The 23,468-nt window shown below is 64.6% G+C and carries 21 protein-coding genes and 1 pseudogene; 16 read left to right on the plus strand and 6 right to left on the minus strand.

Annotation, left to right across the window (positions count from 1 at the left end; all coding sequences use genetic code 11):
• The first annotated feature begins 53 nt into the window (after positions 1-53).
• The 13 genes from cobO (at position 54) to HU719_RS18680 (ending at position 12,160) form a co-directional block, all read left to right on the plus strand.
• The gene (gene cobO, locus HU719_RS18620; RefSeq protein ID WP_186519719.1) at positions 54-665 is read left to right on the plus strand and encodes a cob(I)yrinic acid a,c-diamide adenosyltransferase; all 612 of its coding nucleotides are present in this window, start codon (positions 54-56) and stop codon (positions 663-665) included.
• Complete coding sequence (locus HU719_RS18625) at positions 662-1,957, plus strand: cobyrinic acid a,c-diamide synthase CobB (protein ID WP_186535735.1); 1,296 nt, start codon at positions 662-664, stop codon at positions 1,955-1,957. The genes cobO and HU719_RS18625 overlap by 4 nt, the downstream gene beginning before the upstream one ends.
• Positions 1,954-2,604, plus strand: coding sequence for a 5,6-dimethylbenzimidazole synthase (gene bluB / locus HU719_RS18630; protein WP_186519714.1), 651 nt, complete (start codon positions 1,954-1,956; stop codon positions 2,602-2,604). The genes HU719_RS18625 and bluB overlap by 4 nt, the downstream gene beginning before the upstream one ends.
• Positions 2,601-3,509, plus strand: a complete 909-nt coding sequence (cbiB, locus tag HU719_RS18635) for an adenosylcobinamide-phosphate synthase CbiB (protein WP_186535737.1) — start codon at positions 2,601-2,603, stop codon at positions 3,507-3,509. Before bluB ends, cbiB begins: the two co-directional genes overlap by 4 nt.
• Positions 3,502-4,494, plus strand: coding sequence for a threonine-phosphate decarboxylase CobD (cobD, locus tag HU719_RS18640; protein WP_186535738.1), 993 nt, complete (start codon positions 3,502-3,504; stop codon positions 4,492-4,494). Before cbiB ends, cobD begins: the two co-directional genes overlap by 8 nt.
• The gene (locus tag HU719_RS18645; protein ID WP_186535739.1) at positions 4,491-5,951 is read left to right on the plus strand and encodes a cobyric acid synthase; all 1,461 of its coding nucleotides are present in this window, start codon (positions 4,491-4,493) and stop codon (positions 5,949-5,951) included. The genes cobD and HU719_RS18645 overlap by 4 nt, the downstream gene beginning before the upstream one ends.
• Positions 5,944-6,465, plus strand: a complete 522-nt coding sequence (cobU, locus tag HU719_RS18650; RefSeq protein ID WP_186519699.1) for a bifunctional adenosylcobinamide kinase/adenosylcobinamide-phosphate guanylyltransferase — start codon at positions 5,944-5,946, stop codon at positions 6,463-6,465. The genes HU719_RS18645 and cobU overlap by 8 nt, the downstream gene beginning before the upstream one ends.
• Positions 6,462-7,517, plus strand: coding sequence for a nicotinate-nucleotide--dimethylbenzimidazole phosphoribosyltransferase (gene cobT / locus HU719_RS18655; protein WP_186535740.1), 1,056 nt, complete (start codon positions 6,462-6,464; stop codon positions 7,515-7,517). The genes cobU and cobT overlap by 4 nt, the downstream gene beginning before the upstream one ends.
• Positions 7,514-8,080, plus strand: a complete 567-nt coding sequence (cobC, locus tag HU719_RS18660; protein WP_186535741.1) for an alpha-ribazole phosphatase family protein — start codon at positions 7,514-7,516, stop codon at positions 8,078-8,080. The genes cobT and cobC overlap by 4 nt, the downstream gene beginning before the upstream one ends.
• Entirely contained in the window at positions 8,081-8,821 is a 741-nt protein-coding gene (locus HU719_RS18665) for an adenosylcobinamide-GDP ribazoletransferase (protein ID WP_186535742.1), read from the plus strand.
• A gap of 93 nt (positions 8,822-8,914) precedes the next feature.
• Positions 8,915-10,099: a glycoside hydrolase family 5 protein gene (locus tag HU719_RS18670; protein ID WP_186535743.1), complete on the plus strand. Its 1,185-nt coding sequence runs from the start codon at positions 8,915-8,917 to the stop codon at positions 10,097-10,099.
• A 144-nt stretch (positions 10,100-10,243) separates the two neighbouring features.
• Positions 10,244-11,446: an MFS transporter gene (locus HU719_RS18675; protein ID WP_186519689.1), complete on the plus strand. Its 1,203-nt coding sequence runs from the start codon at positions 10,244-10,246 to the stop codon at positions 11,444-11,446.
• 162 nt (positions 11,447-11,608) lie between these two features.
• Positions 11,609-12,160: a glutathione peroxidase gene (locus tag HU719_RS18680; protein WP_186519670.1), complete on the plus strand. Its 552-nt coding sequence runs from the start codon at positions 11,609-11,611 to the stop codon at positions 12,158-12,160.
• Positions 12,161-12,162: 2 nt separating this feature from the next.
• Here HU719_RS18680 and HU719_RS18685 read toward each other — a convergent pair whose 3' ends face one another.
• A complete protein-coding gene (locus tag HU719_RS18685) occupies positions 12,163-12,423 on the minus strand; it encodes a DUF2798 domain-containing protein (RefSeq protein WP_186519667.1) in 261 nt (86 codons plus the stop codon).
• Between the two features lie 117 nt (positions 12,424-12,540).
• Between HU719_RS18685 and HU719_RS18690 the strand changes: the two genes are divergently transcribed.
• Positions 12,541-13,470: a LysR family transcriptional regulator gene (locus HU719_RS18690; RefSeq protein ID WP_186535745.1), complete on the plus strand. Its 930-nt coding sequence runs from the start codon at positions 12,541-12,543 to the stop codon at positions 13,468-13,470.
• A 43-nt stretch (positions 13,471-13,513) separates the two neighbouring features.
• Here the strand turns inward: HU719_RS18690 and HU719_RS18695 are convergent, their stop codons facing one another.
• From HU719_RS18695 to HU719_RS18705, 3 genes are all read right to left on the minus strand, one after another.
• Positions 13,514-14,791, minus strand: a complete 1,278-nt coding sequence (locus HU719_RS18695; protein ID WP_186535746.1) for an OmpP1/FadL family transporter — start codon at positions 14,789-14,791, stop codon at positions 13,514-13,516.
• 146 nt (positions 14,792-14,937) lie between these two features.
• Positions 14,938-15,420 carry a hypothetical protein gene (locus tag HU719_RS18700; protein ID WP_186535747.1) on the minus strand — a complete coding sequence of 161 codons (483 nt, stop codon included), beginning with the start codon at positions 15,418-15,420 and terminating at the stop codon, positions 14,938-14,940.
• 244 nt (positions 15,421-15,664) lie between these two features.
• On the minus strand, positions 15,665-15,889 hold the full coding sequence (locus tag HU719_RS18705) for a hypothetical protein (RefSeq protein ID WP_186519659.1): 225 nt from the start codon (positions 15,887-15,889) through the stop codon (positions 15,665-15,667).
• A gap of 939 nt (positions 15,890-16,828) precedes the next feature.
• Between HU719_RS18705 and HU719_RS18710 the strand changes: the two are divergent.
• Both HU719_RS18710 and HU719_RS18715 read left to right on the plus strand, forming a co-directional pair.
• Positions 16,829-17,170 (plus strand): annotated as a pseudogene (locus HU719_RS18710) (sel1 repeat family protein); the annotation flags it as partial.
• Positions 17,171-17,348: 178 nt separating this feature from the next.
• The gene (locus tag HU719_RS18715; protein WP_186535765.1) at positions 17,349-18,707 is read left to right on the plus strand and encodes a DNA recombination protein RmuC; all 1,359 of its coding nucleotides are present in this window, start codon (positions 17,349-17,351) and stop codon (positions 18,705-18,707) included.
• Here HU719_RS18715 and HU719_RS18720 read toward each other — a convergent pair.
• Both HU719_RS18720 and HU719_RS18725 read right to left on the minus strand, forming a co-directional pair.
• A complete protein-coding gene (locus HU719_RS18720) occupies positions 18,679-22,155 on the minus strand; it encodes a hybrid sensor histidine kinase/response regulator (RefSeq protein WP_186535748.1) in 3,477 nt (1,158 codons plus the stop codon). The two genes, HU719_RS18715 and HU719_RS18720, sit on opposite strands and share 29 nt — an antisense overlap.
• A gap of 114 nt (positions 22,156-22,269) precedes the next feature.
• A complete protein-coding gene (locus HU719_RS18725) occupies positions 22,270-23,454 on the minus strand; it encodes an MFS transporter (protein WP_186535749.1) in 1,185 nt (394 codons plus the stop codon).
• Between the last annotated feature and the right edge of the window lie 14 nt (positions 23,455-23,468).

A 23,468-nucleotide genomic window follows, 5' to 3' on the forward strand; every position in this document is an offset into this window, starting at 1 on the left:
GTATGCCCGCCTTTTACCTGCCGCCACCGCGCGGCAGTTTGCGGAGACCCCTGATGAGCGAATCCCCCGAACGCGACGAACGCCACCTGGCGCGCATGCAGCGCAAGAAGGCGCTCATCGACGAGCGCATCGCCAACTCCCCCAACGAATGCGGCCTGCTGCTGGTGCTCAGCGGCAACGGCAAGGGCAAAAGCAGCTCGGCCTTCGGCATGCTTGCACGCGCCTTGGGCCATGGCATGCAGTGCGGCGTGGTGCAGTTCATCAAGGGCCGCAACAGCACCGGCGAAGAGTTGTTCTTCCGCCGTTTCCCGGACGAGGTGCGCTACCACGTGATGGGCGAGGGCTTTACCTGGGAAACCCAGGACCGCCAGCGCGACATCGCTGCAGCCGAGGCCGCCTGGGCGGTATCGCGGCAACTGCTGCAAGACCCCGCGGTGCAGTTCGTGGTGCTCGATGAGCTGAACATTGCCCTCAAGCACGGCTATCTCGACCTCGACCAGGTGCTGACCGACATCCAGGCGCGCCCGCCGATGCAGCACGTGATCGTCACGGGCCGTGGGGCCAAGCCTGAAATGATTGAAATGGCCGACACCGTCACCGAAATGGGCATGCTCAAGCATGCGTTCCAGGCCGGCATTCGTGCGCAGAAAGGCGTCGAACTGTGAGCCAACCCCGGCACTGCCCGGCCGTGCTGATTGCCGCCCCGGCTTCGGGGCAGGGCAAGACCACGGTCACTGCGGCCCTGGCACGCCTGCACCGTAACCAGGGGCGCAAGGTGCGGGTGTTCAAGTGCGGCCCGGACTTTCTCGACCCGATGATTCTCGAGCGGGCCAGCGGCGCGCCGGTGTACCAGCTCGACCTGTGGATGATCGGCGCCGACGAAAGCCGTCGCCTGCTGTGGGAGGCGGCGGTCGACGCTGACCTGATCCTCATCGAAGGGGTGATGGGGCTGTTCGATGGCACCCCGTCCAGTGCCGACCTTGCCCGCCACTTCGGCGTGCCGGTGCTGGCGGTGATCGACGGCACCGCCATGGCCCAGACCTTCGGCGCCCTGGCCCTGGGCCTTGCGCGCTATCAGCCCGATTTGCCATTCGCTGGCGTACTGGCCAATCGGGTCGGCAGCCTGCGCCATGCGCAACTGCTCGAAGGTAGCCTGACCGAAGGCCTGCGCTGGTATGGCGGGCTGTCCCGCGAGCGGGGTATCGAGTTGCCCAGCCGCCACCTAGGCCTGGTGCAGGCCAGCGAGCTGAACGACCTCGACGCCCGCCTGGATGCCGCCGCCGAAGCACTCGGCGCCAGTTGCGATGCGGCCTTGCCGCCGCCGGTCAGCTTTGCCGCGCCGCTGCTGCAGCAACCCGCCGCTACGCTGGCCGGGGTGCGCATTGGCGTGGCCCGCGACGAAGCCTTTGCCTTCCTGTATGGCGCCAATCTTGAGCTGCTGCGCAATCTGGGCGCCCACCTTGAGTTCTTCTCGCCGCTGCACGACCGTGAGCTGCCGGCGGTAGACAGCCTGTACTTGCCCGGCGGCTATCCGGAGCTGCACCACCACGCGCTGGCGGCCAATGCGCCGATGCTCGAGGCGATCCGTGCCCACCACGCCCAGGGCAAGCCGCTGCTGGCCGAATGTGGCGGCATGCTTTACCTGCTCGATGCGCTGACCGATGTGGCGGGCGAGCGCGCCGCGCTGCTGGGGTTGCTGAGCGGCGAGGCAACCATGCAGAAGCGCCTGGCTGCGCTGGCGCTACAGGCGGTCGAGCTGCCTGAAGGCACTTTGCGTGGGCACACGTATCACCATTCGCTGACCAGCACCGAGCTTGAGCCCATCGCTCGCGGCCTGAGCCCCAATGGCGGGCGCGGTAACGAAGCGGTGTACCGCACCGGCCGGCTGACGGCTTCATACGTACACTTCTATTTCCCTTCCAACCCCGATGCGGCGGCGGCATTGTTGCGACCATGAATGAACACGCTTACAGCGACGCAGAACGCGCGGCTATCTACCGGGCCATCGGTGAGCGCCGCGACATGCGCCACTTCATCGGTGGCGAGGTGGCGCCTGAGCTGCTCGGGCGCCTGCTGAGCGCCGCGCACCAGGCGCCCAGCGTCGGCCTCATGCAGCCATGGCGGTTTATCCGCATCAGCCAGCGTGCGTTGCGCGAGCGTATCCAGGCGTTGGTCGAGCAGGAGCGCCTGCGCACCGCTGAGGCACTGGGCGAGCGCTCCGATGCGTTCATGCAGCTCAAGGTCGAGGGTATCGGCGACTGCGCCGAGGTGTTGGTCGCGGCATTGATGGACAACCGCGAGCCGCATATTTTTGGCCGCCGCACCCTGCCGGAGATGGACCTGGCATCGCTTGCCTGCGCTATCCAGAACCTGTGGCTGGCCGCGCGTGCCGAGGGCTTGGGCATGGGCTGGGTGTCGCTGTTCGACCCGCAGGCGCTGGGCGAGCTGCTGGGCATGCCGGCCGGCGCAAAAGCGGTGGCGGTGTTGTGCCTGGGGCCGGTTGCTGCGTTTTACCCGGCGCCGATGCTGGTCATGGAAAACTGGGCCGAGGAGCGTCCGTTGCACGACATGCTGTTTGAGAACCACTGGGGAGAGCGCCCATGAGCGTGGCTTTGCTGACCGTCGCAGGCGTTGCGTTGGACGCCTTGTTCGGCGAGCCGCAGCGGCGCCACCCGCTGGTGGGCTTCGGCAACCTGGCGAGCAACCTGGAAAAACGCCTGAACGCCAGTGGCCGGGGCTGGCGCAGCCATGGTGTGAGCGCCTGGTTTATCGCCGTGGTGCCGCTGACGCTGCTGGCGCTGATTCTGTCATGGCTGCCCTACATCGGTTGGCTGGTGGACGTACTGGCGTTGTACTGCGCGCTGGGCTTGCGCAGCCTTGGCGAGCATGTGCTGCCGGTGGCCCAGGCCCTGCGCCAGGGGGACCTTGAGCAGGCGCGTACCCGCGTCGGTTATCTGGTCAGCCGTGAAACCCGCGAGCTGGACGAGCCGGCCGTGGCCCGCGCCGCCACCGAATCGGTGCTGGAGAACGGCAGCGATGCGGTGTTCGCCGCGCTGTTCTGGTTTGTCGTGGCTGGGGCGCCGGGCGTGGTGTTGTACCGTCTGAGCAATACCCTGGATGCGATGTGGGGCTATCGTAATGAACGGTTCGAGCGCTTTGGCTGGTGCGCGGCGCGTATCGACGATGTGCTCAACTATGTTCCGGCCCGGCTGGTGGCGCTGACCTATGCGCTGCTCGGCAAGACCCGCCTGGCACTGCGTTGCTGGCGCCAGCAGGGGCCTTTGTGGGACAGCCCCAACGCAGGCCCGGTAATGGCGGCTGGTGCCGGTGCGCTGGCGGTCGAGCTGGGCGGCCCGGCGGTGTACCACGGCGAGCTGCATGAGCGCCCACGCCTGGGGGAAGGGCCGATGGCCGACGCCGATGCCATCGAGCGTGGCTGGAACCTGGTGCAGCGCGGGGTGTGGCTGTGGTTGCTGGTGATTGCCTTGGGGGGGTATTTCTATGCTTGAACATGGTGGCCGCTTGGCGCGCGCCGTACAGCAGTACGGTATTGCTCGCCAGCACTGGCTTGACCTGTCCAGCGGCATCGCGCCCTGGCCGTACCCGGTCCCGACCATTGACAAAGAAGCCTGGGCACGCCTGCCAGAGACCGAAGACGGCCTCGAACAGGCGGCGCGCGCCTATTACAACGCCACAGTGCTGCTGCCGGTGGCAGGTTCCCAGGCGGCGATCCAGGCCTTGCCGCAGTTGCGCAGCACTGGCCGGGTTGGGGTGTTGTCGCCGTGCTATGCCGAACACGGCCACGCCTGGCGCAAGGCGGGGCACACGCTGGTGGAGCTTGCCGACGATGAGGTCGACGGTCAGCTCGACAGCCTCGATGTGCTGCTGCTGGTCAACCCGAACAACCCCACCGGCCGCCTGGTGCCACGCGAGCGCCTGCTGGCCTGGCATGCGCGGCTGGCTGCACGCGGCGGCTGGCTGGTGGTCGATGAAGCGTTCATCGACAACACCGCGATGCTCAGCCTGTGCGCCCTGGCTACGCAACCAGGGCTGATCGTGCTGCGCTCGTTTGGCAAGTTCTTCGGCCTTGCCGGCGTGCGCCTGGGCTTTGTCATGGCCGAACCTTGCGTGCTCGATGCGCTGGCCGAAACCCTTGGGCCGTGGACCATCAGTGGCCCGACCCGTGCCCTGGGCAAAGCGTGCCTGGTCGATGAGCTGGCGCATCTGATGCAAATCCAGCGCTGCGCCAGGTTCAGCCGCAGGCTGGTAGCCGTGTTGAGCAGCAGCGGGCTTGCGCCCAGCGGCGGCTGCGACCTGTTCCAGTACGTCGTGTGCGAGCAGGCGGTGCAGTTGCATGACTTTCTTGCCCAGCGCGGCATCCTGGTGCGCCTGTTCGAGCAGCCTGCGGCCTTGCGCTTCGGCCTGCCTGCCGACGAATTCCAGATGCAGCGCCTGAGCCAGGCGCTGCTCGAGTACCAACAGGTATCCGCATGAGCACACTCATGGTGCAAGGCACCACGTCCGATGCCGGCAAAAGCACGCTGGTCACCGCCTTGTGCCGCTGGCTGTTGCGCCAGGGCGTCGGGGTGGTGCCGTTCAAGCCGCAGAACATGGCGCTCAACAGCGCGGTGACGGCCGATGGCGGCGAGATTGGCCGCGCCCAGGCGGTGCAGGCCCAGGCCTGCCGGTTGGCACCGCACACCGACATGAACCCGGTGCTGCTCAAACCCAACAGCGACACCGGCGCCCAGGTGATCATCCACGGCCGCGCGGTAGCCAGCATGAACGCCGTCGCCTATCACGACTACAAAGCCATCGCCATGCAGGCGGTGCTGGCGTCCCATGAGCGCCTGCGCAGTGGTTACAGTGTGGTGATGGTCGAAGGAGCCGGCTCCCCAGCGGAGATCAACCTGCGTGCCGGCGACATCGCCAACATGGGTTTTGCCGAGGCGGTGGACTGCCCGGTGATTCTGGTCGCCGACATCAACCGTGGCGGGGTCTTCGCCCACCTGGTCGGTACGCTGGAGCTGCTTTCGCCGAGCGAGCAGGCGCGGGTCAAAGGGTTTGTCATCAATCGCTTTCGCGGCGACATCGCCTTGCTGCAACCGGGCCTGGACTGGCTGCAGCAGCGCACCGGCAAACCGGTGCTGGGCGTATTGCCGTTCGTCACCGACCTGCACCTGGAAGCCGAGGACGGCATCGACCGGCGCCAGGGCCAGAAGGGCGAACGGGTGCTCAAGGTGATCGTCCCGGTGTTGCCACGCATCAGCAACCACACCGATTTCGACCCGCTGCGCCTGCACCCGCAGGTCGACCTGCAATTTATCGGCGCCGGCGAGCCCATCCCGCCCGCCGACCTGATCATCCTGCCGGGCTCGAAAAGCGTGCGCGCCGATCTTGCCCACCTGCGCGCCCGTGGCTGGGATACGGCCATCGACCGGCACCTGCGCTATGGCGGCAAGTTGATCGGCATATGTGGCGGCCTGCAGATGCTCGGCAGCCAAGTGCACGACCCGTTGGGCCTGGAAGGGCCTGCCGGCTCCAGCGCAGGCCTTGGCTTGCTCGACTACACCACGGTGCTCGAAGCCGACAAGCAACTGCGCAATGTCGCCGGCACCCTGGCGCTTGCGCAGGCGCAGGTGAGCGGCTACGAAATTCACGCCGGCGTTACCTGCGGCGCGGCCCTTGAATGCCCCGCCGCGCAGCTGGCTGATGGCCGCTGTGATGGGGCCATCAGCGCCGACGGGCAGATCCTTGCCACCTACTTGCATGGCCTGTTCGAAGGCACCGCATCCTGCGCCGCGCTGCTGCGCTGGGCCGGGCTCGAAGACGTGCAAATGGTCGACTACGAGGCGCTGCGCGAGCGCGATATCGAACGCCTGGCCGACCTTGTCGAGCAGCATCTGGACACCGACCAACTGCGCGCGCTATGTGGTATTGCCCATGCGTAACCTGATTCTTGGCGGCGCCCGTTCAGGCAAGAGCCACCTCGCCGAACAACTGGCGAAGGACAGCGGCCTTGCCGTCACCTATATCGCCACCAGCGAGCCGCTGGATGGCGAAATGAACGAGCGAGTGCGCCTGCACCGTGAACGCCGCCCTGCCGACTGGGCGCTGATCGAAGAACCCCTGGCGCTGGCAGCCGTGTTGCGTGCCCAGGCCAGCGTCGAGCGTTGCCTGCTGGTGGACTGCCTGACGTTATGGCTGACCAACCTGTTGCTGCTCGACGACCCGCAGCGGCTGGTCGAGGAGCGCGATGCGCTGCTCGATTGCCTGCGCACCTTGCCCGGCATGATCATTCTGGTCAGTAACGAAACCGGCCTGGGCGTGGTGCCCATGGGCGAGCTGACCCGCCGTTATGTCGATGCCGCAGGCCTGCTGCACCAGGCCGCCGCCGCGCGTTGCGAGCGGGTGGTGCTGACCGTTGCCGGCCTTCCTCTCATGCTTAAAGGACCTGCTCTATGACCCAGATGTGGTGGCGTGATGCCTGCCAAGCCCCCGACACCACCGCCATGGACCAGGCCCGCGCCCGCCAGCAGCAGCTGACCAAACCGGCCGGCTCACTCGGCCAGCTCGAAGGCCTGGCGGTTCGCCTGGCCGGCCTGCAAGGCTGCGAGCGGCCAAGGCTTACCCAGGTGGCGATCAGCATTTTTGCAGGCGACCATGGCGTGGTCGAGGAGGGCATCTCAGCCTACCCGCAAGCGGTCACCGGGCAGATGTTGCGCAACTTCGTTGGCGGCGGTGCTGCAATCAGCGTGCTGGCCCGCGAGCTTGGCGCCAGCCTTGAAGTGGTCGACCTTGGCACCATTGACCCCGCGCTGGAGCTGCCAGGTGTGCACCATCTGCGCCTGGGCGCGGGCACTGCCAACTTTGCCCGCCAGCCGGCCATGACCGATGCGCAACTGGCGGCGGCCCTGCAAGCGGGCCGCGACAGCGCACTGCGCGCGGTGGATGCCGGGGCGCAGCTGTTCATAGGCGGCGAAATGGGCATCGGCAACACCACGGCTGCCGCTGCCGTCGCCAGCGTCTTGCTGGGCTGCCCGGCGCAGGAACTGACCGGGCCGGGCACCGGCCTGGACCCTGCCGGTGTGCGGCACAAGGCTGAGGTGATCGAGCGCGCCCTGGTGCTGCACGCCTTGCGCGCCGATGCGCCGTTGCAGGCGCTGAGGTGTGTTGGCGGGTTAGAAATCGCCGCGCTGGCCGGCGCGTACCTGGCCTGCGCCCAGCATGGCGTGGCGGTGCTGGTAGATGGCTTTATCTGCAGCGTTGCGGCGTTGGTCGCGGCGCACCTGAACCCGCAGTGCCGCGCCTGGTTGCTGTTCGCCCACCAGGGCGCCGAGCCTGGGCACAAGGCCCTGCTGGCGGCCCTGCAGGCCGAGCCGCTGCTGGCGTTGGGCTTGCGCCTGGGCGAGGGCAGTGGCGCCGCCTTGGCCGTGCCGTTGCTGCGCCTGGCCTGTGCCCTGCACGGGCAGATGGCGACTTTTGCTGAAGCTGCCGTGGCGGACCGCCCGGCATGATCCTCGACCTGCTGCGCCATGGTGAGACCGAACTGGGTGGCGGCCTGCGCGGCAGCCTCGACGATGCCCTGACCGAGACCGGCTGGGCGCAGATGCGCAACGCGGTGGCCAGTGCCGGCCCGTGGGACGTGCTGGTCAGCTCGCCGCTACAGCGGTGCGCATTGTTCGCTGACGAACTGGGTGCGCAGCTGGGTTTGCCGGTGCACCGCGAAGCTGGGGTGCGTGAGCTGCATTTCGGCGATTGGGAAGGGCGCAGCGCTGCGCAGATCATGCAGACCCAGGCCGACGCGCTTGGGCAGTTCTGGAACGACCCCTATGGCTATACCCCGCCTGGCGGCGAGCCGGTGCTCGAGTTTGCCCAGCGTGTGCTTGGCAGTATCGAAACCCTGGCCCGCGAGTATGCCGGCCAGCGCGTGCTGCTGGTGACCCATGGCGGGGTGATGCGTTTGCTGCTGGCGCGCGCCCGTGGCCTGCCACGCGAGCAGCTGTTGCAGGTGGAGGTCGGGCACGGCGCGCTGATGCGTGTGCACGTGCGGGGCGGCCAGTTGCACGAGGGCGTCTAGATGCTGGCGTTGTGGATCGCCTTGCAGTTTCTCAGCAGCTTGCCGGTGACCCTGCCGGGCATGCCGGCGCCACGCGAAATGGGCCGCTCGTTGCTGTTCTACCCCGTGGTCGGTGCCTTGTTCGGCCTGCTGCTGTGGCTGGCGAGCGCTCTGCTGCAAGGCGTTGCGGCGCCGTTGCATGCGGCGCTGCTGCTGGCCTTGTGGGTGTTGCTCAGTGGCGCGTTGCATCTGGATGGCCTGGCTGACAGCAGCGATGCCTGGCTGGGTGGCTTTGGCGACCGTGAGCGCACCTTGGAAATCATGAAAGACCCGCGCAGCGGGCCGATTGCGGTGGTCACGCTGGTGCTGGTGTTGCTGCTGAAATTCTGCGCGCTGTGGGTGCTGGTGGAGCGTGGTGCGGGCGCGGTGCTGCTGCTGGCCCCGGTGATTGGGCGGGCAGCGATGCTCGGGCTGTTTTTGTGCACGCCGTATGTGCGCAAGGGCGGCTTGGGCGCGGCGCTGGCCGAACACCTGCCGCGCCAGGCGGCTGCGTGGGTGCTGGCGGGCAGTGCGCTGGCCTGTGTGGTGCTGGCGGGTGCCACGGCTGTGTGGATTCTGCTGTTGGCGTTGGCGGTGTTCGCCAGCTTGCGGCGGTTGATGTGCAAGCGCCTGGGCGGCACCACCGGCGATACCGCCGGGGCATTGCTGGAACTGCTGGAGCTGGCGGTGGTAGTGGGGTTGGCAGTGCTTCCAGCAGCGTGACCTGTAAAACGGAAACCTCCCACGCGCAATGCGGAAATGGCTCAGAGTGATCCGTTTTATCGTGAGGGGCCTTCCATTACTGGGGTTGCTCCGATGCGCCACTGGATATCGTTTTGCCTGCTTGCCCTGATGTGCCAAGCCTCCCACGCCGCCGACCTGATCGACTTCTGGGACGCCGCGCGCCACGGCGGCAACAGCTTCAACCGCTTGCCGCCCGATCAGGCCTACTTCGATGCACTGCAAGGCTACGGCGCTAATTGGGTACGCCTGTCCTACGACAAGTGGAAGCCCGCCAGGCGCGACTTCCTGCTGGGCGATGCCGACGATTACACAGGGCTCGTCGAGGCCGACTTGCAGCAGCTCATGGCGGTACTCGACCGTGCCCATATTGCCGGGCTCAAGGTAGTCGTCGCACCGCTCTCGCTGCCCGGCATGCGCTGGGCGCAGAACAACCAGGGCCAGTTCGACGACAGGCTCTGGCAAGACAAGCGCTACTGGCAGCAGGCCGCACGCTTCTGGCGTGACCTGGCCACTGCGCTCAAGGACCACCCGGCGGTTGCCGCCTACAACTTGATCAACGAGCCGGCCCCTGAGTTCAAGGGCGGGTTGGCCGAGCACGCGAGCGCTGCGCAGATGCAGGCCTGGTATGCCCAGCAGCAGGGCAGTGCCCGCGACCTGCCGGCGTTGTATCGGCAAGTCATCGCAGCTATCCGCGAAGTCGATGGCACCACCCCGGTAATGGTCGATGCTGGCTGGTACGCCGCGGCCGATGCCTTCAGCTACTGGCCGGCGGCGCTGGAGGATGAGCGGGTGCTGTACAGCGTGCACATGTACGAGCCCTACGCGGCCACCAGCGCGCCGAACCTTACCCGCGACAAACCCATCCCCTATCCTGGCCCGGCACCCTTCGGCGGGCAAAGCGTGCAGTGGAATGGCCAGCGCGTGGCCGAGTACCTGCAAAAGCCACTGGGCTGGGCGCAGCGGGTGCAACTGCCGCGCAAGCGGCTGGTGGTGGGCGAGTTCGGTTGCATGCGCCGCCTGGCAGGGTGTCAGCAATATCTTGAGGATGTACTGAGCGTGCTCGACCGCGAGCAGCTGCATTGGGCGTTCTACAGCTTTCGCGAAGACAGCTGGGATGGCATGGACTATGAATTGGGTACAGGCAAGGTGCCGGGTGTGTACTGGCAGGCGATTGAGGACGGCACACCGGACCCGGTCGCACGTCGGGCGACCCGTGCATTCAAGCCTATTCTCAAGCGTTTGCAGCCCGGAACGTAAATAGATAATACCTGTCCTCCGGAAAACTCTTGCAACAGGTCGCTGCCGGTGTCCATCATTTCAGCGCCGCCTTAAGCTGCGGCCTGATGTGCACGAGCGGGACGATACCTGCAAACACCTTGCGAGCTGCCGGAGACAACAATAATGAATTCGCTATGGCGTACCAGCGGTTGGGTATTACTGGGCGCCGCGCTGATCCTTGCGCTATCGCTGGGAGTGCGCCACGGTTTCGGCCTGTTCCTGGCGCCGATGAGCGCCGATTTTGGTTGGGGCCGCGGCGTCTTTGCCTTCGCCATTGCCCTGCAAAACCTGATCTGGGGCCTGGCCCAGCCGTTCGCCGGGGCGTTGGCTGACCGCTTGGGGGCGGCAAAAGTGGTCATCATCGGCGGCATTCTCTATACCGCAGGCCTGGTGCTGATGAGCATGGCCGACTCGCCCTGGTCGCTCTCGCTGAGCGCCGGCTTGTTGATTGGTATCGGCCTTTCCGGCACTTCGTTCTCGGTAATCCTTGGCGTAGTCGGCCGCGCCGTGCCGCCCGAGAAGCGCAGCATGGCCATGGGCATCGCCAGCGCTGCAGGCTCGTTCGGCCAGTTCGCTATGCTGCCCGGCAGCCAGGGCTTGATCCAGTGGCTTGGCTGGTCGGCGGCGTTGCTGGTGCTGGGTATGCTGGTGGCGCTGATTGTGCCCTTTGTGGGGCTGTTGCGGGACAAGCCGATGGTGGTCAAAGGCCCTGACCAGACACTCGGCCAGGCGCTGCGCGAGGCCTGTACCCATTCAGGTTTCTGGCTGCTGGCACTGGGCTTTTTCGTCTGCGGCTTCCAGGTGGTGTTCATCGGGGTGCATCTACCGGCGTATCTGGTCGATCAGCATTTGCCGGCGACCACCGGCACCACGGTGCTGGCGCTGGTCGGGTTGTTCAACATTGTCGGTACCTATACCGCCGGCTGGCTGGGCGGGCGCATGTCCAAGCCGCGCCTGCTTACCGGGCTGTATCTGCTGCGCGGGGTGGTGATCATCCTCTTCCTGTGGGCACCGGTCACGCAGTACAGCGCGTATCTGTTTGGTATCGCCATGGGCCTGCTGTGGCTATCGACGGTGCCGCTGACCAACGGCACCGTGGCTACGCTGTTCGGCGTGCGCAACCTGTCGATGCTGGGCGGGATCGTGTTCCTGTTCCATCAACTGGGCGCTTTCCTGGGTGGCTGGCTGGGCGGCGTGGTGTATGACCAAACCGGTAACTACGACCTTGTCTGGCAGTTGTCGATCCTGCTTAGCGTGATGGCCGCCGCGCTGAATTGGCCGGTGCGTGAACGCCCGGTGGCACGCTTGCAGGCGCAAGCGGCATGAGCCTGGCCTGGCGTGCTGCGCTGGTTATCGCCGCCACAGGGGTGCTGGCGCTGGTGTGGTGGGGCTGGCAAAAGGGCGGCCTGGCGTTGATGCAGTTGGGCATGAGCATCTGTTAGGCGCTACCCTGCAGGTTCATGGAAACCTTTGCAGGAGAACCCGACAATGCATGCTCGCTGGCTGATGATCCCGGTACTGGCTTTGGCTGCCAGTACTTCTAGCTGGGCTGCAGACTGCCCGGCCCTGTTGCAGGGCAGTTTGCCGGAGCTGCGTGGCAAGCAAACCATAGACCTCTGCCAGCGTTACGCCGGCAAGCCGCTGGTGATAATCAATACCGCCAGCTATTGCGGTTTTGCCCCGCAGTTCGAAGGGCTTGAGGCCACTTACAAGCACTATCACGAGCAGGGGCTGGAAATGCTCGGCGTGCCGTCCAACGACTTCAAGCAGGAAGACGACAACGCCGAGAAAACAGCCAAGGTGTGTTACGCCAACTATGGCGTCACCTTCACCATGGCCAAGGCGCAAGCGGTGCGCGGCAAGGATGCGGTGCCGCTGTTCGCCGAACTTGCCCGGCAGAGCAGCGCGCCAAAGTGGAACTTCTACAAGTACGTGGTAGACCGCAAGGGCAAGGTGATCGGCAATTTCTCAAGCCTGACCAAGCCCGATGACCCGGCGTTTACCGCTGCCATCGAAAAGGCCATTGCCTCGCAGCCTTGAGTTCAATGCGGATGCACGGTCACTGCCACCAGGCGCACAACCACCGGCCTGACCATCAGCACGCAGAGAAAGGCCACCGGCATCGCCAGCTGGTAGGCCTTTAACACGTTGCTCAGGTACTGGCTGTCGATGCCTGCGTTGGCGGCGGTGATCACGAAGCACATCAGCATGGCCATGATTGCCGACATATAAAAAGCGAACACGTAAGGCGTGGCGCTTGGGCGCAGCTTGCGGCGGGTGCGTGGGGAAGAGAGTTCAGTCATGAAAGCTCCAAGACAGGTGTGAATGTGCGGGCAGGTTAACAACGGCCGCAGGTAACCCTGTAGACCTCCGGTGCTGAGTTCTTTATAAAGGGAAACTTACGAATGCCGAGGCCAGACATGGACCTGCTCAATACCATTCGCAGCTTCATCAAAGTGGTTGAAGCCGGCAGTATCGCCGGTGGCGCCCGTGCCCTCGGCCTGACCCCGGCAGCGGTCAGCCAGAACCTGGCGCGGCTCGAGGCGCACCTGCAAGTACGCTTGCTCACGCGGACCACACGCAGCATGGCCCTCACGGCAGCCGGGCGGCTCTATTACGAGAAGGTCAGCCATATCGAGCGCGACCTGGCGTTGGCCGAGCAAGCGGTCAGCGCCCCCGACAGCGAGCCGCAGGGCCGGTTTTGCATAGCCAGTACGTCGGCGTTTGGCCGTCATGTGCTGGCGCCGCTGATCCCGGCCTTTGCGGCTCGCTACCCTGGGCTTTCGATAGAGTTGGTGATGACTGACCGCAAGGTGAACCACACTCGCGAAGACGTCGATGTCAGCCTGCGCATTACGCCACAGCTTGAAGACAACCTGCTGGCGCGGCATATCGCGCGCATCCCGTTTATCTGCTGCGCATCCCCTGGGTACCTGGCCGGCGCCGGTTGGCCGGCAACCCCTGAAGCGCTGCGCGAGCACCGTTGCCTGGTGTTTCGTTACCCGGTGGACGGGCGGTTTCTGCACTGGGGGTTTGTACGTGATGGCCATCGTTTCGAGGCGCAGTTTGGCCCGGCGCTGATCAGTGACGATGTCGATGCGCTGACCCAGATGGCCTTGAACGATGGCGGCATTACCCGGCTGGCTGACTTTATCGTGCGCCCACACCTGGACGCAGGGCGGCTGGTGCCATTGTTCGAGTACAGCAACGCAGGCGTTGCTTACGCGCAGACCGAACCAATGGATGTGTTCTTGTGTGTGGCAGACCGCTTTGCCATGACCGCCAAGGCGCGGGCATTCATGGAGTTTTTGCAGCAGTCGCTAGAGGGAAGGTGGGCGGTGCCGGCTTGAGCCGGAAAGGGGCCGCAGGGCGGCCCCGAGCGTACGCTGCGGCTTAGAAGCGATAGGTCAGCGAAGCACCTACGCCATGGGCGCTGTTTTCGTACTTGGCCTGGTAGCTGCCACGCAGGGCATTCTGGGCAGGGCCGTCCGGCTGGTTGTTGACCTTGGTGTCCTCTTCCCACAGGTAGGAGTAGGCCACGTCAATGGTCAGGTCATCCGAAGGGCTCCAACCGGCACCGAGGCTGAAGATCTTGCGATCGCCAGTAGGGATGCGTGGGGAGCGGTTGGTGTTGTTGGTAGGCGACTGGTCCACCGTGAAGCCGGTGCGCAAGGTCCACTCTTTGTTGACCTTGTAAGAAGCACCGATGGCGTGTGCCCAGGTGTCGTGCCAGTTCTGCTCTTCGCTGATGGTTGCGAACTGGCCTGCAGCGCCTGCCGGCACCTCGTTGTTGACGACGATGGCTTCCAGGCGGCTCCAGCGGGTCCAGGTACTGCCGGCGTACACCGTCCATTGGTCATCCAGTTCATGGGTGACGGAGAAGTCGACCGATTCCGGCGTCTTGATCTTCAAGGTCGCGTCGAACTTGGAGTCATTGAGGCCCAGCAGCGGGTAATTGACCTTGGTCTTGCCTTCGAGCTTGTAGTCCACCATCGAGTGGTAGGTCAGGCCCAGGCGAGTGCGGTCGGTGGCTTGCACGAGGATGCCGATGTTGTAGCCAACGGCGGTATCGTCACCTTTGATCTTGACCTCGCCATCGGCCGGGGCCAGCGGAGATACGCTTGCCAGGTTCGAGCCCAGCTCACCTTCGATACGGTTGATTGTCGGGCCGAAGCCGATCGACACTTTGTCGTTGAACGCGTAGCTGACGGTTGGCTGGAAGGTCACCACTTCAACGTGGCTCTTTTTGCCCCAGTAGCGAGCGGCGTCGTCGCTACCGTAGTCGGTCACCAGGCCAAATGGCACGTAGACCCCGAAGCCGATGCTCCAGTGGTCATCCAGCGGTTTGACGTAGTAGCCCATCGGTACGCCGACGACCGGCACCATGTCACCGTCGGTTTCCCCCCCTTTGCTGCTGCCAGGCCCGGAAATGTCGGTCTTGGCAATGACCGCGGCGCCGCCGACGGTGATCTGCTCGCGCTTGAGGCGCGACATGCCGGCAGGGTTGCCGTAAACGGTGCTGGCATCTTCGGCAGAAGAAGAACGACCCGCGAAACCTGTCCCCATGCTGCTGATGCTCTGTTCGTTGAGCGCAAAGCCCGACGCGAACAGTTGACTTGAAGCGATGGCCACGGCGATGCCGAGGGAGGTTTTGAGCATTACTTTTTTCATTATTAGAAACTCCTTGGGTTCTCCGGGGCGAAAAGCTACCAACAAATCTCGCTCCACGCTATAGGCTAAAACGCAGGAGATAGAGCGGTTTTGTAGGACAATCCGACCATAATTCCATTTTTCAGAGTTTTATATGAGAGGTCTTCTCATATGCTAACGGTGGCTGCCGGCTCGACGCAGTGGTGCCAGGCCTGGGTGAAGTCACGCAAGCGGCCCTGCGGATGGAATGTTTGGCGCCAGATTCGTGCCAGCCCTTGCAGGTCGTCGGCGGCAGGCAATGGGGTGGCCTGCTCCTCGATCAGCATCCAGGCAATGGCCGTGGCGTAGCGCAGGTTGACTGTGAGTTCCAGGTGGGGGCCGCCCAGGAAGGCGTGTTGGCTGGCAAGGCCGCGTACCAGGCTGGCCAGGTCCGGGTCTCGGGCGAGGAAATCGTCCCAGAGCACGCGGTGGCGTTGGCTGGTGATGCGGTACAGCCCGTGACCGCGCCGGTCGTGCAGGGCCGCGCCCAATGCCGACTGGCTTGCCGCAACGCCCAGTAACAAAGCTTCGGCGCTCTGGCAGTAACGATTCAGGTAAACCAGCGTTGGCCGGATCACGTATTGACTCAACTCGTTCGCAGCAATGCCCATGATGCCCTCATCTGCAAAGGGCCGACGGGCGCTGGAGCTTGGCAGCTGGTGGGGGATCAGGCCCGTCGGAAGCGGTCTGCACCGCTCGAGTTGAAGTGTAGTGTGATAAGCGTGCTGTAAAGGGCTGTTTTTAAATCGATTGCAGCCTGAGAGTGCTGGGCATATGCCCGTAGGCAATTAAGCCAATCGTACTCAGGCTGCAAAAAATGGCGGTTATTCATGCTGTGAATCTGCCGCCATTCATTCATGCGGTCAGCGACTGGCGGGTGCGCTCGATCACCGCTTGCAGCGGTTCTGCCCGGTTGTATTGGTCCGGGTACAGGCGCTCGGTGTGACAGGCGACGCCATATTCGTCGACCAGGGTAAAACTGAAGCTGCCCTTGCGGGGGGCAACGATAAGGCACGTCAGTGGAGCGAAGGCCTGAGAGAGTTTGCCGAATGCGGCGTGGATCTGTTGTTGTTGGCACATGTTTAGAATGTTCCTGCGAAAGACACGGTGTCTGATCCGTGAACAATAGAAACGTTCCAGTGACGTCTTTATTACGGAGACGAATAACCTGACTGGAACAGGGCAGCCAGAGGTGCGCAATTAAATGTAGGCGCTGGGCTGACTGGTAGGTACTACAGAAGGCAGGCAACACTCCGGGCCAAGGTTCTAGGCGTCGGGGAAGATCCTGATCAATCTGAGACGTGATTCGCGCTCGGGCAATGGTTTGCAGAGTGAATCAGCGAATGGGCCGTCCGAGGGGGCAGCGCAAGCAAAAGGTGCGAGCGAGGCTGCAAGGACTTGATGGCCAGAATTGACTTTCAGCTGGTGTACTAACGGGGCGAACAGTACAGCAGAAAATTGAAGTTGGCAAGCGTTTTGCTGGTGCCTCGCCAAGCCGGCCATTATGTCGTCTTTGCGGGCTGCTGGGAAGAGGGGTAAACCCAGGGTAGCTGCCATGAATGTGCGGTTTTCGTGCATCGCCGTGCCGCCTGCTGGTGCACTTGTACACACGCGGGCAGGCACCTGTAACCAGACTGCAACAGGCTGTGGATGCTTTGCCGATGACTTGGCCGCACGCTTAAGTCAATGAAAAAAAACACTAATTTGTACTGGTGAAAAAATCGTCAGTTTGACTGTAGGCCCCATTTCACAAGGGTTTGCGGGGTGTATGCCGGGGTTGTCCACCGAGTTATCCACAGGTTCTGTGGATTGTCCCGAGGGCTTGCTCTAGGACGGGCGTGCCAGCGCTTTGCCGTAATGTCCTACAATCAATCGTCCAAGGCGCAGCTGCATTTTTGCCTGCTGATCGTCAAGAAAAAAACCTCGAAAAAAAGCGCGCTTTGCTACGCTCCGGGTTGGGCCACAGCGCAAAAAGGGAGTAGAGTGGCGCGCCTCTTGAGTCCACCCTCGCTGTCGGTCATGAAGCTCCTCGGTAAATCTCACACCCCCTCTGCTGCATCCCCGTCGTTGCCCGCTGAAAAGCGCTTTTCCTTGAAAGTGGCCCCGTGGCTGCTCGACAGCCCGCGCCTGGGTGACAAACCCCGCGTCAAACACCTGGCCGGGCGCATGCTCAAGCAGCCGGCGCGCCAAGGCGTGGTCGTTGCGCAAAGCCGGCTTGGGCAGATGCTCTGCCGGGATTGCGGCAGTGCCCGCGACCGGCGCATCGGCCATGACCTGTTGCGCCAGGCCGCCCGCGCAGGCGACAGCCGCGCACAGCAGGAGTACGCACGCCTGTGCCAGGCGCCGGAAACCGAGCAGGCATAAGCGCGGCCTGGGCTAGCCCTGATAAGCTGCGCAGCATTCGTCATTGAGCGTTGGGGTAACCATGGCTGTTGATCTGACCAGCATTCTGCTGGGCTTGGTGGCAGGGGCTTTGCCTTGCCTGGCGTGGGTCATGCAGGTGCAGCGCCGCCAGGGCGCTCGGGCCGCCGAGCAAACCTTGCTTGAAGAGCGCCTGAACAGCGCCTTGCTGGCCCAGGCAGGCTTGCAGGCGCAGCTTGACGCCAACCGCGACGAGGTCAGCGACCTCACTGAAGCCAACACCCTCAAACAGACCCAACTGGCCGCCCAGGGCCGCGAGCTTGAGCTGTTGCAGATCGACCGCGACAACGCCCGTGACGCCGCCCACGCCTGGCACATCGAGCGCGTCAACCGCGAAGCCGAACTGCGCCGCCTCGAGGCCCAGGCCGCGCGCCTGGAAGCTGAGCTGCGCGAACAGCAGGACAGCCACCAGCAGCGCCTGGAAGACTTGCAGCAGGCTCGCGATACCTTGCGTGCGCAATTTGCCGAGCTGGCCGGGAAGATATTCGACGAACGCGAGCAGCGCTTCGCCCAGACCAGCCAGCAGCACCTTGGCCAGTTGCTCGACCCGTTGAAGGAGCGCATCCAGGCGTTCGAAAAGCGTGTCGAAGAAAGCTACCAGCAAGAAGCCCGCGAACGGTTCTCGCTCGGCAAGGAGCTTGAACGCCTGCAACAGCTCAACCTGCGCCTGTCAGACGAAGCCACCAACCTTACCCAGGCGCTGAAGGGCCAGAAAACCCAAGGCAACTGGGGCGAGCTGATTCTGGAGCGGGTGCTGGAGCACGCAGGCCTTGAGAAGGGCCGCGAGTACCAGACCCAGGTCAGCCTGAAAAGCGCCGATGGCGAGCGCTTCCAGCCCGACGTACTGATCATGCTGCCGGGTGACAAGCAGATAGTGGTCGACGCCAAGGTCAGCCTGACCGCTTATCAGCAGTGGGTGTCGGGTAACGACGAAAGCGCCCTCAAGCAGCATGTGCAGTCGCTGCGCAGCCATGTCAAAGGCTTGTCGAGCAAGGACTACAACCGCCTCGACGGGCTGCACAGCCTGGATTTCGTGCTTTTGTTCGTGCCCATCGAGGCGGCGTTTGCCGCAGCCTTGCAGGCGGAGCCGAACCTGTTCCAGGAAGCGTTCGACCGGCAGATCGTGATTGTCAGCCCGACCACCCTGCTGGCCACCTTGCGGGTGATCGACAGCCTGTGGAAGCAGGAGCGCCAGAGCCAGAACGCCCGCGAAATCGCCGAGCGTGCCGGGTGGCTGTACGACAAGTTCGTGTTGTTCATTCAGGACCTGGACGAGCTGGGCAACCGCCTGCAACAGGTCGACAAAGCCTACGCCGCGGCGCGCAACAAACTCTGCGAAGGGCGCGGCAACCTGGTCAGCCGCAGCGAGCAACTGAAGCTGCTCGGCGCCCGGGCCAGCAAAAGCTTGCCGGCCGATCTGATCGAGCGCGCGCTGGGCGAGGAGCCGGTTACTGAACCAGGCTCAGATGCCGATTGAGCAGGGCGCGCAAGGCGGCAGGCTTGACCGGTTTGGCCAGGTAGTCCAGGCCTGCGGCATGCACCAGGGCGATGGTTTCGTTGCGCCCGTCGGCACTGATCACCACCCCCGGCACCGGCTCGCCCAGGCGCGCCCGTAGCCAGCCCATCAGCCCGGTGCCGGTCTCGCCGTCGTCCAGGTGGTAGTCCACCAGCGCCAGGTGCGGGCGTAAGCCCTTGGCCAGCAGCGCCTCGCATTCGGCCTGGTTACGCGCCGTGGACACCTGGCAGCCCCAGCGGCTGAGCAGGCTGTGCATGCCGATCAAAATGCTGTCTTCGTTGTCCACGCACAGCACTTGCAACCCCGCCAGGGGTTGGCCAGGTTGCTCGACCGGGGCCTGTAGCACCGGCGCGGGGCTACGGGCGATGGGCACGCCGACGCGGAATACGCTGCCCTTGCCTGGCCATGAGCGCACTTCAAGCGGGTGGCCGAGCACTCGGCACAGGCCATCGGCAATCGCCAGGCCCAGCCCCAGGCCTTTTTCGGCGCGGGTCTGGTGGCTGTCCAGGCGTTTGAATTCCTGGAAGATCACTTGCAGTTTGTCGTCGGCGATACCAGGGCCACGGTCCCAGACCTCCAGCCACAGCTGCCCGCCCTGGCGCCGCGCACCCAGCAGAATCGGGCCCTTGCCGTAGCGCAGGGCGTTGGTCAGGAAGTTCTGCAGCACCCGGCGCAGCAGCTTCATGTCGCTGTCGATGCGCAGGCGGCTGCCACGCAAGCGGAACGCCAGGCCTTTTTCGGCGGCCAGCGCCTTGAATTCGGCACCCAGGGTGTCGAACAGATCGTTCAGGGCAAACGCTTTGACGTCCGGGGTGATCTTGCCGTTTTCCAGGCGCGAGATGTCCAGCAGGTCGCTGATCAGCTCTTCGGCCGAGCGCAGCGAGCTGTCCATGTGCTGCACCAGTTGCCCGGCTTCCTCGCTCAAGCCTTCGGCTTGCTGCGACAGGGCGGCGGAGAACAGCCGCGCGGCGTTCAGCGGTTGCATCAGGTCGTGGCTGACCGCAGCCAGGAAGCGGGTCTTGGACTGGCTGACCGCCTCGGCGCGGCTCTTGGCCTCCGACAACGCCTGGTTGAGTTGCGAGAGCTCATGGGTACGTTCGGCAACCCGTTGCTCCAGGCTCTCGTTGGCATCGCGCAAGGCCTGCTCGGCCTCGCGGAATGGGGTGATGTCGGTGAAGCTCATGACAAAACCACCGCCGGGCATGGGGTTGCCGATCAGCTCGATGACCCGGCCGTTGGGGAACAGCCGCTCGGAGGAGTGCGCCCGGCCCTGGCGCATCCAGTGCAGGCGCCGCGCCACGTGCACCTGCGCCTCGCCTGGGCCGCACAGGCCGCGGTCGGCGTTGTAGCGGATGATATCGGCGATGGGCCGGCCGACGCTGATCAGCCCCTCGGGGTAGTTGAACAGCTCAAGGTAGCGGCGGTTCCAGGCCACCAGGTGCAGGTTCTGGTCGACCACACTGATGCCCTGGTTGATGTTCTCGATGGCGCCTTGTAGCAGTGCGCGGTTGAACTGCAGCACTTCGCTGGCTTCGTCGGCGATACGCACCACATCTTCGAGCTGCATCTCGCGCCCTTCGATGGCCGCCTTGACCACCGCACGGGTGGACGAGGTGCCCAGCACACCGGCCAGCAGCCGCTCGGTGTGCTCGATCCAGTCGCCATCGGCGTTCTGGTTGGGGTTGAAGCCTTTGCCCTGGCGGTAGGCGAAGCGGATAAAGCTTTGCCGGGCGCGCTCCTCGCCGACAAAGCGTGCGGCCAGGTTGAGCAGGTCGTCGATCTGCACCGCCAGCAGCGGCTTGCTGCTGGGCCGGGCGCTGGTTTGCTGGCCAATGAACGCACCCGCCTGCCAGTGCTCCGATACCCGTGTGCGCGACAGGATGGACACCCAGGCGAACAGGGTGAAGTTACCTGCCAGCGACAACACCACGCCCTGGGTGAGCGGGGTAATCGGCAAATTCAGCGGGTTGCCGTGCAGCCAGGCAAGGCCGGGGAACAGCTCAAGGGGCCAGCCCAGGCTGTGCGCGGTGATCGGCAGCACCAGGGTGTAGAACCACAGGAAAATACCCATCGCCAGGCCTGCGAACACGCCACGGCGGTTGGCCTGCTTCCAGTACAGCGCACCCAGCATGGCCGGGGTCAGCTGGGTCACGGCGGCAAAGGCGATCTGGCCGATGGTGGCAAGGCTTGCGGTGGAACCGAGCAGACGGTAGCTGACGTAGGCCAGCAGCAGGATCACCACGATGGTCACACGGCGCACCGACAGCATCCAGTGGCGGAATGCCTCGAACGGGCGCTCGGCGTTGTTGCGCCGCAGCAGCCAGGGCAACAGCATGTCGTTGGAAACCATGGTCGACAGCGCCACCGCCTCGACGATCACCATGCCGGTGGCCGCCGACGCGCCGCCAATGAACGCCAGCAGGGCAAGGCTTGGGTGGGCCTCGGCCAGTGGCAGGCTGATCACGAACGAGTCGGACATCACCGTGCCGGGCAGCAGCATCTGCCCGGCCAGGGCAATCGGCACTACGAACAGCGCAGCCAGCGCCAGGTACATCGGGAATACCCAGCGCGCCAGGCGCATGTCCTGGGGTTCGATGTTCTCAACCACAGTGACGTGGAACTGGCGCGGCAGGCAGATGATCGCCATCATCGCCACGGCGGTCTGTACCACCATCGACGGCCAGTTGATGGTCTCTTTCCAGTAGCTGTCCAACTGCACCGACTGGCGCGCCTGGGTGAACAGGTCGTCAAAACCGTCGTACAGGTTGAACACCACGAACACCCCTACCGCCAGAAACGCCAGCAGCTTGACGATCGACTCGAAGGCGATGGCCAGCACCATGCCCCGGTGGTGCTCGGTCACATCCAGGCTGCGGGTACCGAACACGATGGCGAACAGCGCCAGCACCAGCGACACCACCAGTGCCGTGTCCTGCACGCGGCTGCCGGTGGCGTCGGCATTGGCGCCGATCAGCAGGTTCACCCCGAGCACGATGCCCTTGAGCTGCAAGGCGATATACGGCAACACGCCGACCAGGCAGATCAGCGCCACCACCACCGCCAACGATTGCGACTTGCCGTAGCGGGCGGCAATGAAGTCGGCAATCGAGGTGATGTTCTGCTGTTTGCTGATCAGCACCATCTTCTGCACCACCCAGGGTGCGAAAACCAACAGCAGCACCGGCCCCAGGTAGATCGGCAGGAACGCCCACAGCTGTTCGGCGGCCTGGCCGACCGCGCCGAAGAAGGTCCAACTGGTGCAGTACACCGCAAGCGACAGGCTGTACACCCACGCACGCACGCGCGGGGGCAGCGGGGTGCTGCGGCGGTCGCCATAAAACGCGATGGCAAACATGATGGCCATATAGCCGAGGGCGACGGCGGCGATCAGCCCGCTGGACAACGACATGCAAACTCCGGAGCAAGAAATGGAACGCGGTCCCGATCAATCAGTCTGGCACGCGCCAGAGCCTTCGTCAGCGCCGACGTTGGTCGCAGTGGCAGGACGTCGCAGGCTATGGCCTCAGTGGCTGCGGCGGGTGCCCAGGCGATAGAAGACCGCCGCCAGTATTACCGAGCCGATCAGCAGATAGAACACCCCGGCAGGCGCCATCCAGCCAAGCGCTGCGCCGACCAACGCAGGGCCCAGGCCGGCGCCGAGGTTCGACAGGTTCTGCGCGCCGTAATACACGCCGCGCAGCGGCTGCGGGGCAATCAGGTCAATGAACATGAACTCGGCCGGGATCACGATGATTTCGCCCAGGGTGAAGACCACCATGGCCAGGCACCAGGCCGGGACTGACGACGCCATGGAGAACCCCAGCAAACCGGCGATGAACAGCGCCATGCCGGCCATCAGCCAGGGCAGCAGGTGCTGGCGGCTGATGCGCCGGCCGATTACGTACTGCAGGGCGATCACCGTCAGGGCGTTGCTGGTGACCAGGTAGCCGGCCAGGCGCGCGACCTGCACCGGGTCTTGCAGGGTGACCACCAGGTACTGCGACAGGTACGCGGTGAACTGGCCAAACACCACGGCGCTGAGCATGCCGCCCAGGGTGAAGCAGACCAGCCGCGTGTCCCGCAGCAGGCTCAACCCCACCTGAGCGAAGCCGGCTGTGCTTTTGTCCTGTGCGGGGCTTGCCAGGCCGCGTTCACCAAAGCGCTGATAAAACACTGCCAGGCCAAGGCCGATCGCCGCGCTGAACAGAAATGGCAGATGGTCATCGAGCTCGATCAACAACACCCCAAGCATTGGCCCCGCAGCCCAGGCAATGTTGTTGAAGGTGTATTTGATGGCGAAGGCTTCGGCTCGCCGCGCCTCGGGCAGCAGGGCGCAGAAGCCGGCCTTGGCGGCGATGTCTACCACCGTCTGGGCCAGGTAGGCCACCACCAGGCAACAGAAGAACGGCAACGCCCAGGTGCTGGCGACAATGCCCAGGAACGACAAGCCGAACACTGCGCTGCAGGCCACGATCAGCGTGTGGTTGCGCAGCCGGTCGACCAGGTGCCCGCCATACAGCGACAGCGCCGAGGCAACAAACATCGCGCCACCGACCAGCAAGCCGACCCGTCCGACCGACAGGCCCATATGCGTTGCCAGGTAAACCACCAGATAGGGCAGGGTGATAGCGCGGGCCATGGTCAGCGTGAAAGTGGTGAACAGCAGCAGGCGTACCGCGCTGGGGTAGCCTTTGAGTGCGGCGAGCATGACGCATCCTTGTG

Source organism: Pseudomonas farsensis, assembly GCF_014268805.2.
GTDB lineage: Bacteria > Pseudomonadota > Gammaproteobacteria > Pseudomonadales > Pseudomonadaceae > Aquipseudomonas > Aquipseudomonas farsensis.